The organism is Synechococcus sp. BSA11S, from assembly GCF_014224355.1.
Lineage (GTDB): Bacteria > Cyanobacteriota > Cyanobacteriia > PCC-6307 > Cyanobiaceae > Regnicoccus_A.
Genome location: NZ_VNWP01000002.1, coordinates 45,874 through 62,393 on the forward strand (window position 1 = coordinate 45,874; position 16,520 = coordinate 62,393).

At 67.9% G+C, this 16,520-nt stretch carries 15 protein-coding genes; 11 read left to right on the forward strand and 4 right to left on the reverse strand.

What is annotated here, in order from left to right; translation table 11 throughout:
• Window positions 1-77 precede the first annotated feature (77 nt).
• From dnaK to murQ, 4 genes are all read left to right on the forward strand, one after another.
• The gene (dnaK, locus tag FPZ61_RS02115) at window positions 78-2,231 is read left to right on the forward strand and encodes a molecular chaperone DnaK (protein ID WP_185464599.1); all 2,154 of its coding nucleotides are present in this window, start codon (window positions 78-80) and stop codon (window positions 2,229-2,231) included.
• Window positions 2,232-2,236: 5 nt separating this feature from the next.
• Window positions 2,237-3,208, forward strand: a complete 972-nt coding sequence (locus FPZ61_RS02120) for a DnaJ C-terminal domain-containing protein (protein ID WP_185464598.1) — start codon at window positions 2,237-2,239, stop codon at window positions 3,206-3,208.
• 61 nt (window positions 3,209-3,269) lie between these two features.
• A complete protein-coding gene (locus FPZ61_RS02125; protein WP_185464597.1) occupies window positions 3,270-3,686 on the forward strand; it encodes a DUF3110 domain-containing protein in 417 nt (138 codons plus the stop codon).
• Complete coding sequence (gene murQ, locus FPZ61_RS02130; RefSeq protein ID WP_185464596.1) at window positions 3,683-4,639, forward strand: N-acetylmuramic acid 6-phosphate etherase; 957 nt, start codon at window positions 3,683-3,685, stop codon at window positions 4,637-4,639. The genes FPZ61_RS02125 and murQ overlap by 4 nt, the downstream gene beginning before the upstream one ends.
• Here the strand turns inward: murQ and mtnP are convergent, their stop codons facing one another.
• On the reverse strand, window positions 4,640-5,584 hold the full coding sequence (gene mtnP / locus FPZ61_RS02135) for an S-methyl-5'-thioadenosine phosphorylase (protein WP_185464595.1): 945 nt from the start codon (window positions 5,582-5,584) through the stop codon (window positions 4,640-4,642).
• 89 nt (window positions 5,585-5,673) lie between these two features.
• On the opposite strand from mtnP, the gene FPZ61_RS02140 reads away from it, so the two are divergent.
• Window positions 5,674-6,114: a peptidylprolyl isomerase gene (locus FPZ61_RS02140; protein ID WP_185464594.1), complete on the forward strand. Its 441-nt coding sequence runs from the start codon at window positions 5,674-5,676 to the stop codon at window positions 6,112-6,114.
• Window positions 6,115-6,119: 5 nt separating this feature from the next.
• On the opposite strand, the gene ribBA is transcribed toward FPZ61_RS02140, so the two are convergent.
• The gene (gene ribBA, locus FPZ61_RS02145; protein WP_370593333.1) at window positions 6,120-7,712 is read right to left on the reverse strand and encodes a bifunctional 3,4-dihydroxy-2-butanone-4-phosphate synthase/GTP cyclohydrolase II; all 1,593 of its coding nucleotides are present in this window, start codon (window positions 7,710-7,712) and stop codon (window positions 6,120-6,122) included.
• Window positions 7,713-7,935: 223 nt separating this feature from the next.
• On the opposite strand from ribBA, the gene argC reads away from it, so the two are divergent.
• Window positions 7,936-9,012: an N-acetyl-gamma-glutamyl-phosphate reductase gene (gene argC / locus FPZ61_RS02150; protein WP_185464593.1), complete on the forward strand. Its 1,077-nt coding sequence runs from the start codon at window positions 7,936-7,938 to the stop codon at window positions 9,010-9,012.
• On the opposite strand, the gene purN is transcribed toward argC, so the two are convergent.
• The gene (purN, locus tag FPZ61_RS02155) at window positions 8,951-9,559 is read right to left on the reverse strand and encodes a phosphoribosylglycinamide formyltransferase (RefSeq protein ID WP_255441308.1); all 609 of its coding nucleotides are present in this window, start codon (window positions 9,557-9,559) and stop codon (window positions 8,951-8,953) included. The two genes, argC and purN, sit on opposite strands and share 62 nt — an antisense overlap.
• A gap of 154 nt (window positions 9,560-9,713) precedes the next feature.
• On the opposite strand from purN, the gene FPZ61_RS02160 reads away from it, so the two are divergent.
• Genes FPZ61_RS02160 through FPZ61_RS02170 form a run of 3 tightly spaced genes read left to right on the forward strand, consistent with a single transcriptional unit; the run spans window position 9,714 to window position 12,672 of the window.
• Window positions 9,714-10,010, forward strand: a complete 297-nt coding sequence (locus tag FPZ61_RS02160; RefSeq protein WP_255441280.1) for a DUF1257 domain-containing protein — start codon at window positions 9,714-9,716, stop codon at window positions 10,008-10,010.
• An 8-nt stretch (window positions 10,011-10,018) separates the two neighbouring features.
• Window positions 10,019-11,782, forward strand: a complete 1,764-nt coding sequence (locus FPZ61_RS02165; protein ID WP_185464590.1) for a PDZ domain-containing protein — start codon at window positions 10,019-10,021, stop codon at window positions 11,780-11,782.
• Window positions 11,776-12,672, forward strand: a complete 897-nt coding sequence (locus FPZ61_RS02170) for a peptidoglycan recognition family protein (RefSeq protein WP_185464589.1) — start codon at window positions 11,776-11,778, stop codon at window positions 12,670-12,672. The genes FPZ61_RS02165 and FPZ61_RS02170 overlap by 7 nt, the downstream gene beginning before the upstream one ends.
• A 15-nt stretch (window positions 12,673-12,687) precedes the next feature.
• On the opposite strand, the gene FPZ61_RS02175 is transcribed toward FPZ61_RS02170, so the two are convergent.
• Entirely contained in the window at window positions 12,688-13,413 is a 726-nt protein-coding gene (locus FPZ61_RS02175; RefSeq protein ID WP_255441281.1) for a helicase DnaB, read from the reverse strand.
• A gap of 335 nt (window positions 13,414-13,748) precedes the next feature.
• Between FPZ61_RS02175 and FPZ61_RS02180 the strand changes: the two genes are divergently transcribed.
• Both FPZ61_RS02180 and FPZ61_RS02185 read left to right on the forward strand, forming a co-directional pair.
• Window positions 13,749-15,350 (forward strand): glucose-6-phosphate isomerase, encoded by a 1,602-nt coding sequence (locus FPZ61_RS02180; RefSeq protein ID WP_185464587.1) that lies wholly within the window; start codon window positions 13,749-13,751, stop codon window positions 15,348-15,350.
• Window positions 15,351-15,401: 51 nt separating this feature from the next.
• Window positions 15,402-16,520 (forward strand): S-(hydroxymethyl)glutathione dehydrogenase/class III alcohol dehydrogenase, encoded by a 1,119-nt coding sequence (locus FPZ61_RS02185; RefSeq protein ID WP_185464586.1) that lies wholly within the window; start codon window positions 15,402-15,404, stop codon window positions 16,518-16,520.

Here is a 16,520-nt window from a genome sequence, read left to right on the forward strand (position 1 = left end):
CGACCTTTCCGGGGGAGTGCCTCGCCACGGACCCACGGCCAGGAAGCCGGTAGTTTGGGGCTTCAGTTTGAGGCTGCATGGGCCGGATCGTTGGCATTGACCTCGGTACCACCAACTCGGTGGTGGCGCTGCTGGAGGGCGGCCGTCCCCAGGTGATCGCCAACGCGGAAGGTGGCCGCACGACGCCGTCAGTGGTGGGTTTCAGCCGCGACCAGGAGCTGCTGGTGGGGCAGCTCGCCCGTCGCCAGCTGGTCCTCAATCCGCGCAACACCTTCTCCAACCTCAAACGGTTCATCGGCCGCAGCTGGGACGAACTCGATGAGGGCAGCCTCGCGGTTCCCTACACCGTGCGGGCCAACGACCAGGGCAACGTGCGCATCCTCTGCCCGGTCACCGAGCGTGAATACGCCCCCGAGGAGTTGCTGGCCAGCATTCTGCGCAAGCTGGTTGACGACGCCGCCACCTACCTCGGGGAGGAGGTGGAAGCGGCGGTGATCACCGTTCCCGCCTATTTCAATGATGCCCAGCGTCAGGCCACCCGGGATGCCGGCCGCCTGGCGGGGCTCACGGTGGAGCGGATCCTGAACGAGCCCACCGCCGCGGCCCTGGCCTATGGGTTCGATCGCAGTGCCGTCAAGCGCGTGCTGGTGTTCGACCTGGGCGGCGGCACCTTTGATGTGTCGGTGCTGCGCATTGCGAACGGTGTCTTCGACGTGAAGGCCACCAGTGGTGACACCCAGCTGGGTGGCAACGACTGGGACCGGCGCATCGTCGACTGGCTCGCCGACGCCTTCGAGGCCAGGCATCAGATCGACCTGCGCCGGGATCGCCAGGCCCTCCAACGGCTCAGCGAGGCCGCAGAGAAGGCCAAGCAGGAACTCTCCGGTGTCACCACCACCCCCATCTCACTGCCCTTCATCGCCACCGGGCCTGACGGTCCCCTCCACATCGAAACCAGCCTGGAGCGGCGCACCTTCGAGTCCCTCTGCCCTGATCTGCTCGATCGCTTGTTGCGGCCCGTGCAGCGTGCCCTGCGGGATTCCGGCCTCACCGCCGACGACATCGACGACGTGGTGCTGGTGGGCGGCAGCACCCGCATGCCGATGGTTCAGGAGATGGTGCGTACCTTGATCCCTCTCGAACCCTGCCAGTCGGTCAATCCCGATGAGGTGGTGGCCATCGGCGCGGCGGTGCAGGCCGGCATCCTCACGGGCGATCTGCGCGATCTGATGCTCAACGATGTCACCCCCCTCTCCCTCGGTCTGGAAACCATCGGCGGGGTGATGAAGGTGCTGATCCCCCGCAACACCCCCATACCTGTGCGCCGCTCGGATGTGTTCAGCACCTCCGAGGCCAACCAGTCGGCGGTGGAGATCCATGTGCTCCAGGGGGAGCGCCAGATGGCGCCCGACAACAAATCACTGGGGCGCTTCCGGCTTTCGGGAATTCCGCCGGCACCCCGGGGGGTTCCCCAGGTGCAGGTCTCCCTGGACATCGACGCCAACGGCCTGCTGCAGGTGTCGGCCACCGACCGCACCACCGGCCGCCAGCAGAGCGTCAGTATTCAGGGCGGCTCCAACCTCAGCGAACAGGAGATCCAGGCGCTGCTGGAGGAGGCGGAGCGCAAGGCCGCCGACGACCGGCGCAAGCGGGTGGCCGTCGATCGGCTCAACCGGGCTCAGACCCTTGTGGCCCAGGCGGAGCGCCGCCTGCGGGATGCCGCCCTCGAGCTCGGCCCCTATGGCGCTGAGCGACAGCAGCGCTCGGTGGAGATGGCCCTGCAGGAGGTGCAGGTGCTGCTCGATGATGCCGATCCGGCGGAACTCGACCTGGCCGTCAGTCAGCTGCAGGAGGCCCTCTATGGCCTCAACCGCCGTCTGATCAGCGAACGCAAGTCGGAATCAGGTCCGTTGCAGGGCCTCAAGAACACCCTGGGGTCGATCAAGGACGACCTGTTCTCAGATGAGGACGACTGGGACGAATGGGACCGCTCCCGCCCCGGACCCAACGAGCGCTGGGGAGGGGATCCCTGGAGTCCACCCTCCCGTTATGGCGGTTACCAGGAGGATGGTTATTCCTCATACGAGAACCCTCGCCTGGAGCCCTCCAGACTGGAGAGCCCACGGCTGGAGCGTTCGCGGCTGGAGAGTCCGCCCCCTGACCGTTACCAGCCTTCGGCCAGGCCGGCACCCTTGCGCCCCAGGTCGGATGATCCCTGGGCTGAGGACTGAGGGCCGTGAGCCGTAGCCCCACCGCCACGGTCGGAGACGACCACTGGGCGGTCCTCGGGCTGAGCCCGGGGGCCGACGCCGCGGCCCTCAAGCGCGGATTTCGCGAGCAGGCCCGCCGCTGGCATCCGGATCTCAACGGCAACGACCCCGTGGCGGAGGAGCGCTTCAAGCGGGTCAACGAGGCCTATGCCGTTCTCTCTGATCCACGCCGGCGCCAGGCCTGGGAGTCGGGACGCGACCCCGGTTCCCTGCGGACCGAGCGCGCTGATCCATTCGCCAGCGGTTTCCCTGAGTTCGATGACTACCTCGATGTCCTGTTCGGGCGTCCATCGCGGCAGCAGGACCGCCGCGAGCCTGATCCGGAGCTGGATCCCGACCTCGATCCCGACCTGGATCCCGATCCCCGGCGGCCTGACTCGCGCGAGCAGCCTGAGGGACCCGGGTTCGAGGTGACCCACGCTCCACCGCCGCCATCACCGGTGCGGGCCACCAGCGACCTTGAGACCGAGGTGGATCTCAGCCCCGAGCAGGCCCTCGCCGGCACCCGGCTGGAGCTGGAACTTCCAGGTGGTCTGGCGGTGGAGGTCTGGACACCTCCCCTGGCCGGGGATGGCTGGCGTCTGCGCCTGGCCGGTGTCGCCCCCGGCGGTTCCGACCATTTCCTGCAGCTGAGGGTGCGTCGCGCCGATGGACTGCGCATCGATGGCCTGCGGGTGCTCTACACCCTGGAGCTGTCGCCGGCCGAAGCGGCCCTGGGCTGCAAGGTTGTCGTGCCCACCCTCGAGGGGCGGGTGCAGCTCACGGTGCCCCCCGGCTCATCCAGCGGCCGGCTGCTGCGCCTGCGAGGTCTGGGCCTGAGCCAGGGTGAGCGGCGGGGTGATCAACTGGTGGAGCTGCGCATCGTGCTGCCCGAGCAGCTCAGCGATGCCGAAGTGGCCCTGTACCGCCGGCTGGAGGAATTGTCCCGGGATGCTTGAGGGGCGCTTGGGAGCACGCGACAATCAATGGCACACTCACCGCTTGGGATTGGTTCGCTTCATGCCCGTCCATGTGCTGCTGTTCGAAGCCGGCACCGACAACGAAGGCATTCACTCCCTCGAGCTGAATGGCCGCACAGTGGTGCTGCTGTTCGAGGAGCGGGATGACGCCGAGCGCTATGCGGGTCTGCTCGAGGCCCAGGACTTTCCGGTTCCCAGCGTGGAGGCGATCGAGCGGGAGGAAATGGAGCTGTTCTGCGGACAGGCGGGCTATGAAGCCCGGTTCGTGCCCTCCGGCTTCCTGCCCAGCTCGGCGGAGGAGCGCCTGCTGATCGCCCCTCCGGAGCGGAACATGGATCTGACCCACTGGCGGGAGGAATCCCAACCCCCTGGGGCGCCCCAGGAGCCCGGCCGTGAGGGAAGTCCCGAAAGTGCCGAGCTGGAAGCCTTCCGCCGCCGCCTGGAGGGTCTGCTGTGACCCCTCCTGAACCGAGCCCCGGCCTGCCTGTCTCCGCTGCCCCCGATCGGGGCCACCTGCTCACCGAGCAGGCCAATCCCGCCAGCGCCCGCCTCGATCAGCTCAGCTCCGGCGAACTGGTTGATCTGTTCTGCCGGGAGGATGAAAAGGCCTTGCTGGCGATGGAGGCGGCGGCTCCGGCCCTGGCCGAGGCGGTGGAGGCGATCAGCGCCCGCCTGCGCGCCGGCGGGCGTCTCTTTTACCTGGGTGCCGGCACCTCCGGCCGGCTGGGTGTGCTCGATGCGGCCGAGTGTCCCCCCACCTTCTGCACCCCCCCGGAGCTGGTGCAGGGTGTGCTGGCCGGTGGAGCCCCGGCCCTGCTGCGCAGTTCCGAAGGCCTCGAGGATCTGCGCGAAGCCGGCCGCCATGATCTGATCGAACGGGGTTTCTCCTCTGCCGACGCCCTGGTGGGCATCGCCGCCGGCGGCACCACCCCCTATGTGCTGGGCGGCCTGGAGCATGCCTGCGCCATCGGAGCCCTGGCGATCGCCATGGCCTGTGTGCCCAGCGAGCAGGCGCCGATGCCCTGCGCCATCGACATCCGCCTGGTCACCGGAGCGGAGCTGCTCACCGGCTCCACCCGTCTGAAGGCCGGCACGGCCACCAAGATGGCCCTGAACATCCTCTCCACCGGGGTGATGGTGCGCCTGGGCAAGGTGTTCGGCAACCGGATGGTGGATGTGGCCGTCACCAACAGCAAGCTGGAGGACCGCGCCCTGCGCATCCTTCGGGACCTGGCCGGGGTGGACCGGGAGCAGGGCTACGCCCTGCTGGCCCAGGCCGGCGGTTCGGTCAAACGCGCCCTGGTGATGGCTGCCGCCGGGCTGAGCGCCGAGAAGGCCGATGAGGCCCTGAGCGCCCATGACGGCCAGGTGCGGCAGGCTCTGGAGCAGCTCGGTGCTCCGCTGGCGTGATCAGCCCTGCGGCGTCGGGGCCGTCTCGAAGGGGCCCCAATAGGGGGAGGTGAACAGGTCGAGCTTGCGGCGGGTGGCTGCAGGCACCTGTTCCACAGGAGTCATCAGGGCATCGCGAAGGGCGCTGTGGGAGCTGCTGGCGGGCCGCTGGGCATCGATCCGCTCGGCCGCCACCGCCACGATCTGCTGGGCCAGTGCTGCGTTGGCGCGCAGGTTCTCGATCACCAGGTCCACGGTGACCGAGGCGTGATCTGCGTGCCAGCAGTCGTAGTCGGTGACCATGGCGAGGGTGGCGTAGGCGATCTCGGCCTCCCGGGCGAGGCGGGCCTCGCTGTGGTTGGTCATGCCGATCACCGAGCAGCCCCAGCTGCGGTAGAGGTTCGATTCCGCCCGGGTGGAGAAGGCGGGGCCTTCCATGCAGAGGTAGGTGCCGCGGCGGTGCAGCTGGCGCCCTGCTGGCATCAGGCTTTCGGCCACATCGGCCAGCAGCCTGCTCAGGCTCGGGCAGAACGGATCGGCGATGCCCACATGGGCCACGGCTCCGTCGCCGAAGAAGCTCACGGGCCTGGCATGGGTGCGGTCGATGAACTGATCCGGCACCACCATGTCGAGGGGGCGCAGGGGATCCTGCAGGGAGCCCACGGCCGAGCAGGAGAGGATCCAGCGCACCCCCAGGGAGCGCAGGGCCCAGAGGTTGGCCCGGTAGGGCACTTCCGTGGGCAGGTGGGTGTGGTGACGGCCGTGGCGGGCCAGAAAGACCACCTCCAGCGTCCCGATGCGGCCCAGCCGCAGGGTGTCCGATGGCGGGCCGAAGGGGGTGTCCACCGTCAGTTCGCGGACGTCCTCCAGCCCGTCGATGGCATAGAGCCCGCTGCCACCGAGCACCCCGAGGCGGGCGCAGCCCAGGTCGAGGCCCGGGCTCGAAGTGGGGGCATTGGGGCTCATGGGCGTGACTGACCGAGGGGAAAGCCCCGTGCAGGACCGGGAACCGTTCTACCCGAGAGTGGATACAGTCCGCCTTTGCTCTGACTCCCATGACCAAAGCCCTGATGGAGACCGAGGCGGGCACGGTGGAACTCGAACTGTTCGACGCCGACGCCCCCGGCAGCGTCGCGAACTTCGTCAAGCTGGCGGAATCGGGGTTCTATGACGGGCTGGCGTTTCACCGGGTCATCGATGGGTTCATGGCCCAGGGGGGCTGTCCCAACACCCGCCCCGGTGCCAGTGGGATGCCGGGAACCGGTGGTCCCGGCTACATGATTCCCTGCGAGATCAACAGCCGCAAGCATCAGGCCGGAACCCTCTCGATGGCCCATGCCGGCAAGAACACCGGTGGCAGCCAGTTCTTCCTCTGCCATGACGCCCAGCCCCATCTCGACGGGGTCCACACCGTCTTCGGTCAGGCCTCGGATGTGGACGTGGTGCGGGCGATCCGCAAAGGCACACGCATCACGAAGGTGACGATCCTGCCCTGAAGGGCTCAGCCCCACTGCACGAAGGCGCCGGGTGTCGTGGCCAGCTGAGGGCTCTCCTGACTGAGCTCCTGCAGAGGGCGGCGCTCGGGCTCCAGGGTGGCGCTGGGGTGGGCGCTGCGCTGGGCATCGGGAGCCAGCAGAAGGCTCACCGAGCGCGAGCCAGACCAGCCGGCCATCAGCTTCAGGGCTGAGACCAGATCGGCCTTGCGCAGCTCCCGATCCCGCCCCGGTGGCTGGGCCAGCAACAGCGACAGCTGCGGCTGGCCCAGCAGGGCCAGCAGCCGGGGATGCTCCTCCCGCCGCAGTTCCAGCTCCCGCTCACCCGCCCAGCGGCGCAGCTGGGGCCAGTGGTCGGCTTCCGCCTGCTCGGGTGCCAGGCTCGCGCCGCTCCAGGAGAGCACGGCTGTGGGCCCGCCCGCTCCGGTGCTCTCCCGGTCCGGGGCACCCTGCATCAGATGACCGAGTTTGGTCTGTTTGGTGAGCAGGTAGGCGGCATTGTGCTGGCCTGGATCCATCACCAGCGGTACCCGGTCTTCCACCTGCAGCCCGTAGCCCCCCAGGCCAGCGATCTTGCGCGGATTGTTGGTGATCAGGCGCAGATGGTGAACCCCCAGATCACTCAGGATCTGAGCCCCGACGCCGTAATTGCGCAGGTCGGCCGCGAAGCCGAGCCGCTCATTGGCCTCGACGGTGTCGAGGCCGCCATCCTGGAGGCTGTAGGCCCTGAGCTTGTTGATCAGTCCGATGCCCCGTCCCTCCTGACGCAGGTAGACGACCACCCCCTCTCCGGCAGCCTCGATCATGCGCAGAGCCGCCTCCAGCTGGGGCCTGCAGTCGCAGCGGAGCGAGCCGAAGGCATCGCCGGTGAGGCATTCCGAGTGCACCCGCACCAGAACAGGTCCGCTGGCCCGCTCGGGTCGGCCCTTGACGATCGCCACATGCTCGCTGCCGTCGAGCTCATTGCGATAACCGATGGCCCTGAACTCCCCGAAGGCGCTGGGCATCAGAGCTTCGGCCTGGCGACGCACGAAGCGTTCGGTCTCGAGCCTGTAGCTGATCAGGTCGGCGATGCTGATCAGACGCAGACCGTGGCGACGGGCATAGAGGGCCAGCTGAGGCAGCCGGGCCATCGAGCCATCCTGGTTCTGGATCTCGCAGATCACCCCCGCGGGGTAAAGCCCGGAGAGCCGCGCCAGATCGACGGCCGCCTCGGTGTGCCCGGCCCGCTTGAGAACCCCTCCCTGGCGTGCACGCAGGGGGAAGATGTGGCCCGGACGGCGCAGGTCCGACGGCCGGCTGGCGGGATGGATCGCCACCTGAATGGTGCGGGCCCGATCGTCGGCGGAAATGCCCGTGCTCACCCCGTTCTCGGGACCGGCATCGACGCTGACGGTGAAGGCGGTCTGGTTGCTGTCGGTGTTGCGGTCGACCATCAGCGGCAGCTCGAGAGCGTCCAGACGCTCGCCCTCCATCGCCAGGCAGATCAGACCGCGGGCCTCGGTGGCCATGAAGTTGATCTGCTCGGGCGTGGCGAACTGGGCCGCGCAGATCAGATCCCCTTCGTTTTCACGGTTTTCATCATCGACGACAACAATCATCTCGCCGTTGCGAATGCCGGCGAGGGCATCGGCGATCGAATCGAAGCGGATCGGATCGTGGCCCGGATCCAGACTTGGGGGAGCGTCAGCGGTGCTGGCGAGGGGAGCGGAAGGCTCGGAGCGAACAGTCAGAACATCTGGACCGGGTGGTCAGCATTCTCTATCAGTTAGGGGCACAACGTGACGGGGTGCCCGGTACGATCGGCGCCCCAGACACCACTGCATGGTCAGCCCCACAGCAGCCCGGCGCGTCGCGGTGATCGGCGCCAGCGGCTATGGCGGCCTTCAGACCCTGCGCCTTCTTCAGGATCACCCCGCGTTTGTGGTCAGTTATCTGGGGGGAGAGCGAAGTGCTGGCCACCCCTGGAGCGAACTGGTGCCCTTCCTGCCCCTTGAGGGCAATCCGGTGGTGCGGACGCCCGATCCCGACGCGATCGCCGCGGAGGCCGACTTCGCGGTGCTCAGTCTCCCCAATGGACTCGCCTCCCAGCTGGTGCCGGCCCTGCTCGAGCGTGGGGTGAAGGTGGTCGATCTCTCCGCCGACTACCGCTACCGCTCCCTGGCCCGGTGGAAGGAGGTGTACTCCAGCGAGGCGGAACGGTTCGAACGCCACGATGAGGCCCTCTGCAGCGAGGCGGTCTACGGCCTCGTGGAGTGGGAGGAGGAGCGGCTCGCCGCGGCGCGGCTGGTGGCGGCTCCAGGCTGCTTCCCCACCGCCAGCCTGCTTCCCCTGCTGCCCTTTCTCAAGCAGGGTCTGATCGATCCCAGCGGCATCATCATCGATGCCAAGACGGGGACCTCCGGCGGCGGCCGCGCCGCCAAGGAGAACCTGCTGCTGGCTGAGGCGGCTGAGGCCGTGGCTCCCTACGGCGTGGTGGGCCATCGCCACACCAGCGAAATCGAGCAGATCGCCGGTCGCCTGGCTGGACAACCCATTCAGCTGCAGTTCACGCCGCATCTGATGCCGATGGTGCGGGGACTGCTGGCCACCGTTTACGGACGGCTGCGGGATCCGGGCCTGACCGCCGACGACTGCACCACCGTGCTGCAGGCGGCCTACCGGCACAGCCCCTGCGTGGAGGTCCTGCCGGTGGGCACCTATCCCTCCACCAAGTGGACGCGCCAGACCAACCGCGCCCTGCTCTCGGTGCAGGTTGACCTGCGGACCGGGCAGCTGATCCTGATGAGTGCCGTTGACAACCTGGTCAAAGGTCAGGCCGGCCAGGGGATCCAGTGCCTCAATGTGATGGCCGGACTGCCGGCGCCGACGGGCCTGCCGCTCCTGCCTTTCTATCCCTGAGCCGCTCAGCGGCAAGGGCCACGGCCAGCGGCAGCAGACGATGCTCCTGCGTATGGATCCGGGCTGCCAGAGTCATCCTGTCGTCCTCGTTGAGCACGGGGACGGTGGCCTGGGCCAGGATCGGACCCCCATCGAGGTCTTCGGTCACCAGGTGGGCTGTGCAGCCGCTCAGGGTCACCCCGGCGGCGAGGGCCTGCCCCACGGCATCAAGACCCCGGAAGCTCGGCAGCAGCGAGGGGTGAATGTTGATCAGGCGTGAGGGGAAGGCGCCGATCAGCCGCGGAGTGACGATCCGCATCCAGCCGGCCATCACCACCAGATCCACCCCGGCGGCTGTGAAGGTCTCGATCAGGACGCCATCCAGATCTTCCCGGCGACGGTGCAGGCGGTGATCGGCCACGGTGCAGGGGATGTTCAGCCTCTCGGCCCGGCGCTGGGCGCCGCAGCCGGGATTGTTCACCACCAGCTGGAGCACTCGGCCCCGCAGGGGCCCCTGGCGGCAGGCCGTCACCAGCGCCTCGAAGTTGGAGCCCTCGCCGGAGGCCATCACCCCAAGCCGCAGCTCGTGTGGTTGCAGGGGCCAGGGCTGTGCCAACGGCCACTGGACACAACCGGGCGGATCGCTAGGGTCTGGCGAAGCGGGCACTGGCGTCTTGTCCCATCTCTCCATCTTGCCAACCGTGATCCAGGATCTGGATCAGTTGGCTGCATCACTGGCTGATCTCGGCCGTGAACCGATCCGTGGCGGCCTGCTCGAAGGCTTCTCCGGGGAGCGCACACCTGTGGATCTGATGGTGCGCTTCGCGGGCGAGCACTGGATCGGTTGGCGCCGTCAGAGCGATGGCAGCCTCGCCTTGCTCGGAGATCTCCAGCGTCTGAGCCGCTCCCGTTCCCTGCAGACCTTCCTCGGACACCTCACCCGTCGCTACGCCGCGCGGGTGGCGCTGCAGGAGGCGGCCCGTCAGCTGCCGATGGCCACGATCGAGCTGGTGTCCTGAACCCCCAGGTGGTTGACCTTTCGCTGGATCTGAGCCAACCCCACAGCCATCTGGTTCATGTCAGCCTCCGCTGCACACCAGCCACACAGGTGCTCAGGCTCAGGCTCCCCGCCTGGACTCCAGGGTCCTACCTGATCCGCGACTACGTCCGTCACCTCGAAGCGCTGATGGTGCGTCAGGGAGCGGACCAGGTGCAGGCAATCCGCACCGACCCGGCCGGATGGCGGCTGGAGCTGCCCTGCCTGGATCCCCTGGAGCTCCACTACGACGTGCTGGTCGCTGATCTGAGCGTGCGCACCTGCCACCTCGATGGCGACCACGGCTTCCTGGCCCTTGCGGGCCTGGTGCTCCAGGTGGAGGGAGAGCGCTGGGCCGCGCACCGGCTGAGCCTGCGGCTGCCTTCGGGCTGGGAGGCCTTCGTGCCCCTGCCGCGGCAGGCTGATGGAAGCTGGCTGGCGGCTGACTTCGATCAGCTGGTGGACACCCCGGTGGAGGCGGGCCCGCACCGGGCCCATCACTTCAACGTGGCCGGCGTGCCGCACCGCTGGGTCTGCTGGGACGCCACCGCCCCCCGCCAGTCGGCTGGCTCAGAGCCTTCAGGCTCAGCTGGGGATCCGCCAGACAGCCTGCTCAGGGCTCATCCGACCCTGCTTCAGGACGTGGCGGCGGTGTGTGAGGCCTGCTGTCGGTTGATGGGGGAGCCCAGGCCAGCGGCGCCGGAGTATCTGTTCGTGCTGCATCTGCTTGATCAGGGCTACGGCGGTCTTGAGCACGACACCTCGACGGTGCTGCAGTTCGGTCGTCAGGCCCTGCTCAAGCCCGAGGGCTATCGCCAGCTGCTGCAACTGGTGGCCCACGAATATCTGCATCAGTGGAATGTCCGGCGCCTGAGGCCAGCATCCCTGAGCCCGATCGATTACGACCGATCTGTGATCGTGCCTGGACTCTGGTTTGCCGAAGGGGTCACCAGCTATTTCGATCAGCTTCTCCCCCAGCTGGCTGGAGTGACGAGCGAAGACGAGGTCGTGCACGACCTTGGCACCGATCTCAGCCGTTACCTGCTCACTCCTGGGCGTCTGCATGGCCAGAGCCTGCGCCAGAGCGCCGAGGAGGCCTGGGTGAAGCTCTACCGGCGTGAGGCCAACAGTGATGACAACCAGATCAGTTACTACCTCAAGGGGGCCATTCTTTCTCTGGTTCTTGATCTGGAATTGCGTCGTTCGGGATCATCCCTGTCCCAGGTGCTGCGCGACCTCTGGGCCCGCCTGGGACGCTGGAGACGGGGCTACCGGGAGCGGGATCTGATCGAGGCCTTCGCCGCCCGCTCCTCCCGGCTGGCCGATCTTCTCCCCACCTGGCTGGAGGGCTGCGAGGATCCGGATCTACCGTCCTACCTCCAGGATGTGGGCCTGAAGCTGGAGCCACAGCTGGCCTCGGCTCCCCATCCGGGCCTGAAGGCTGCCATCAAAGGCAGTGCCCTTGAAGTCGTTCGGGTGGAGCGCCATGGGCCTGCCCAGCAGGCCGGCCTGCTGGTCGGTGATGAGTTGATCGCTCTTGAGGGCCTGCGACTGCGCAAGCCAGAGGATCTCGCCCCGATCCTGGTGGCCCAGCAGCCCCAGGTGCTCACCATTTGCAGGCGGGGGTGTCTGCGCAGCCTGACGATCACCGCCGCAGCCCCGGCGATCGAGCGTTGGCGGCTGCTGGTGGACCCCCAGGCCAGCTCTGAAGCTCAGGAGCGACGGCGTCAGTGGCTGGCTCTGGTGCCATGTTGAACAACCTGATGGAGCGACTGCGCGCCAACCCTCTCGCCCTGGGACTGGTGGGGGCCGGGGCCGTGCTGGGCCTGGGGGGCCTGGGCTGGTTGGCCCGCGAGGTGACTGCTCGCTCCGAGACCGCCAGCCGTCCCTCCCTGCTGCAGCTGCTCGAGCAGGTCACCCAGCCCGCCACCACGCCGCGCCAGCCACAGCCCCGACGGCCTGCGCCACTGCCGCCGCCGCGGCCGGCCTGGGTCAGTCCCCTGGGCCGCGAGTGCCTCGACCGTGATCCACGTCTGCGCCAGCGCCTGGAGGCTGAGCTGGCGGCCTTGCCCGCTCGCCGCCAGCGCATTCCCATCGACCCCAGCAACTACGGGGTCCGTTTCGAGCGTGACGCCTTCGGCCATGCGATTGACCCCACACCTCAGGTGGTGGTGCTTCATGAAACCGTCTATGGAGTGGGCTCAGCCCTTCGCACCTTCCAGACCCCCCACCCCAGGGACGAGGACCAGGTGAGTTACCACACCCTGATCGGGGGCGATGGCCAGGTGATCGATGTTCTCGATCCCGAACAGCGGGCCTTCGGGGCGGGCAATTCGGCCTTCAACGGACGGTGGGTCGTGACCAATCCGCGCGTGGGGGGCTCGGTGAACAATTTCGCGTTGCACATCAGCCTGGAAACCCCCCTCGACGGGGAAGACAACGACCCTGGCCACAGCGGGTACAGCGCGAGGCAATATGACGCCCTGGCCCTGGTGCTCACTGACTGGATGCGGCGCTTCGCGATTCCTGCGGCTCACATCACCACCCACCGTCAGGTGGATCTCGGCGGTGAGCGGGCGGATCCGCGCAGCTTCGACTGGCAGGCCCTCAAAAGAAGACTCGGGGCCCTCTCTCAGCTCTGCTGAGGACGGAGCAGAGGGTTAGATCAGCGGTGAGAGCTGGGGTTTGCGCTCGGAGTAGATCAGCGCATGCAGTTCCGGATCCTGCATGTAGCTCAGGATCCGGGCGGGGTAATCGAGCTTGCCGTTGTGGAGGTAAGCCAGGGTGGCCAGCGCCTTGGCATCCCGGGGACTGCGGCTGGCCTGGAGGGTGCGGCCAGCTGGAAAGCCCAGGTCCCGGCTGAGACGCGCAAACTTGCCCACCAGCAGGGTCACGTTGCGGTTGGGGTCGAGCAGTTCCAGCCGCGCTGTCTGGATCTGGTCCGCGCTGGGATCGGGGGGGAGCAGACCCTGATGAATCAGCTCGCCGATGCCGAGCTGGGCGGGGCCATGGGTGCTGAACAACCCTGACTGAGCCGCCAGCGGCAGATCTTCTCCTGGTTTGGCGTGCTGAATCTCATCGAAGAGCACAGCCGCCACCAGCATCGGGTTGATGTGGTGGCGGCGGCTTTCCAGCAGGATGACGGGCCGCAGTTCCTCCAGCTTCTCCACCGTGCGGGCCCGCAGGGGGGTGAGCTGATCCAGTCCGTGGGTGAAGAGCTGGGCGAGAGGAGCCTGCGGTCCGTGCACACCGAAGCGGCGCTGCAGTTCCTTGAGTTCCTCAGGGGTGAAGTCAAGGGGATCGGGGCGCTGGCCTTCGCTGGTGAAGGCTGCGGGATCGCTGCTGTCGGTGGTGAGGCTGGCGGTCAGCCCGGGTTCTGTGAGCAAACCTGCTGCTGGGAGCTCTCGCCGGGGGGAACCTGCTGAAAGGCTCAGCAGTGCAACAGTGGCGGCGCAGCCAACAGCCCAGCGCCTCGACCCGCTCCAGGGGGAGGGCGACGTGATCGCAGGGCGCGTCGACAAGGAGATACTGGGATTCATACCGTTCATGAACAGTACCGGCTACCCCAGGGACGACCAGATCGGGGGGGGCGTTTGTGTTTTCGTCCATACCATGCGTGCCGATCCGGTTGGCTTCGGTGTGGCATGCCACCCCTGAGCTTCCTTGGGGGCCCTTCCACGGATAGGTTCAGCCTCGGCAGCCGATTCGTGAAACCGCGCGCATGACGACGCTCCCGGATTACAGCATCCACGAGCCCCAGGTGCAGTGGCAGCGCTTCTGCGCTCTGCTCTGGTATCACGACGACCTGGGCTGCTGGGTCGATGTCAGCCGCATGGCGCTCAACCAGGCGCACCTCGAGGCTCTTGAGCCTGGCTTTGATCGTGCCTTCGCAGCGATGCAGGCCCTGGAATCCGGGGCGATCGCCAACCCGGATGAGGGCCGCCAGGTGGGTCATTACTGGCTGCGCAGCCCTGAGCTGGCGCCCGATCCGGCGGCGGCGGCCCACATCCAGGCGGAGGTGGAGCGCATCGCCCACTTCGGCCAGCAGGTGATCAGTGGAGCCTGCTCGGCGCCGTCGGACACGCCCTTCACCGATGTGCTCTGGATCGGCATCGGTGGATCCGGGCTGGGTCCCCTGCTGATCCTGCGCGCCCTCGAGGAAGAGGGGGTGGGGCTGCCGTTTCACTTCTTCGACAACGTCGATCCCCAGGGGATGAGCCGCACCCTCTCGGCCCTGGGGGATCGGCTGCGTACCACCCTGGTGGTGGTGGTGAGCAAGTCGGGTGGCACGCCCGAGCCTCGCCTGGGCATGGAGCAGGCCCGCGCCCGCCTCGAGGCCCTCGGCGGGACCTGGGCTCAGCAGGCCGTTGCCGTCACGATGGTGGGCTCTCAGCTGGATCAGCGGGCCGAGGCGGAGGGCTGGCTGGCCCGCTTCGACATGTTCGACTGGGTGGGGGGACGCACCAGCATCACCAGCGCCGTGGGTCTGCTGCCTGCAGCCCTGATCGGTGCCGACCTCCGTGGCTTTCTCGAGGGGGCGGCCCGCATGGATGCGGCCACCCGTGTGGGGCGCCTGCGCGACAATCCCGCAGCGCTGATGGCCGCCGCCTGGCATGTGGCCGGCGGCGGAGCCGGACAGCGCGACATGGTGGTGCTTCCCTACCGCGACCGGCTCGAGGTGTTCAGCCGCTACCTGCAGCAGCTGGTGATGGAGTCGCTGGGCAAGCGGCTCGACCGCGATGGGCGCCAGGTGCACCAGGGCATCGCTGTCTACGGCAACAAGGGCTCCACCGATCAACACGCCTACGTGCAGCAGCTCCGCGACGGTGTCGACAACTTCTTCGTCACCTTCATCGAAGCACTCGACGATCCAGCTGATCTGGCCCCCATTGGCGGGGAATACCCGGGCGACTTCCTTGATGGATTTCTGCAGGGCACCCGCTCCGCCCTCAGCGAAGGGGGTCGCCAGAGCCTCTCGATCAGTCTGCGCCGCTTTGACGCCCGCGGCCTCGGGGCGCTGGTGGCTTTGTTCGAGCGGGCCGTCGGCCTCTATGCCGAGCTGGTGAACGTGAACGCCTATGACCAGCCAGGGGTGGAGGCGGGCAAGAAGGCCGCTGCCACGATCCTCGAGCTCCAGAGCCGGCTGGAGGCCCTGCTGGCTGACGGGCAGGCCCGCTCCCTGGAAACCATCCAGACGGAGCTGGAGCTGCCCAGCCCGGAAGCGGCGTTCTGGATCCTGCGCCACCTCTGCGGCAATGCCCGCGGCTATGGCGCCGAGGGCGATTGGAGCGATCCGTCGGGGCTCGCGTTCAAGAAGTTATGAGCAGGGTCGAGGGGCTCTGGTCCCGTTGCTAGGTTCCGCACCTTTGCGGCCATGATCCGTTCCCGCGCTGCGGTGGCCTGGGCCGCGGGCCAGCCCCTGGAGATCACCGAGATCGAGGTGGCTCCGCCGGCCGCCGGTGAAGTGCTGCTTCGGGTGGTGGCCAGCGGGGTGTGCCACACCGATGCCTTCACCCTCTCGGGTCAGGATCCGGAAGGGCTCTTTCCTGCCGTGCTCGGCCATGAGGGCGGCGCGATCGTGGAGGAGGCGGGGGCTGGCGTGACCTCCGTGGCGGTGGGGGATCACGTGATTCCCCTCTACACACCCGAGTGCCGGTCCTGCAGCTTCTGCCTCTCCGGCAAGACCAACCTCTGTCAGGCGATCCGCGGCACCCAGGGCAAGGGCCTGATGCCGGACGGCACCAGCCGCTTCTCCAGGGCCGGCCGCCAGATTCACCACTACATGGGCACCTCCACCTTCTCGGAATACACCGTGGTGCCCGAGATCGCCGTGGCCAGGATCAACAAGGAGGCTCCCCTGGAGAAGGTTTGCCTGCTCGGATGCGGGGTCACCACCGGCATCGGCGCCGTGCTCAACACCGCCAAGGTGGAGTCAGGCAGCACGGTGGCCGTGTTCGGTCTGGGGGGCATCGGCCTGGCCGTGATCATCGGTGCGGTGATGGCCGGCGCCAGCCGCATCATCGGCATCGACACCAATCCCGAGAAGTTCGCGATCGCCCGCCAGCTCGGTGCCACGGATTGCCTCGACCCAAGCGCATGGGGTGCACCGATTCAGGAGGTGGTGATCGATCTCACCGATGGGGGGGTGGATTATTCCTTCGAGTGCATCGGCAATGTCCAGGTGATGCGGGCCGCCCTGGAGTGCTGCCACAAGGGCTGGGGCGAATCCACGATCATCGGCGTTGCCGGCGCCGGCCAGGAGATCGCCACCCGCCCCTTCCAGCTCGTCACCGGCCGTGTGTGGCGTGGCTCGGCCTTCGGTGGGGTGCGGGGCCGCACCGAATTGCCGGGGTATGTGGAGCGGTTCCAGAGCGGTGAGATCCCGCTCGACACCTTCATCACCCACACCATGCCCCTGGAGGAGATCAACCGGGCCTTCGATCTGATGCACGCCGGTCAGAGCATCCGCTCGGTGATCCACTTCAACCCTTGA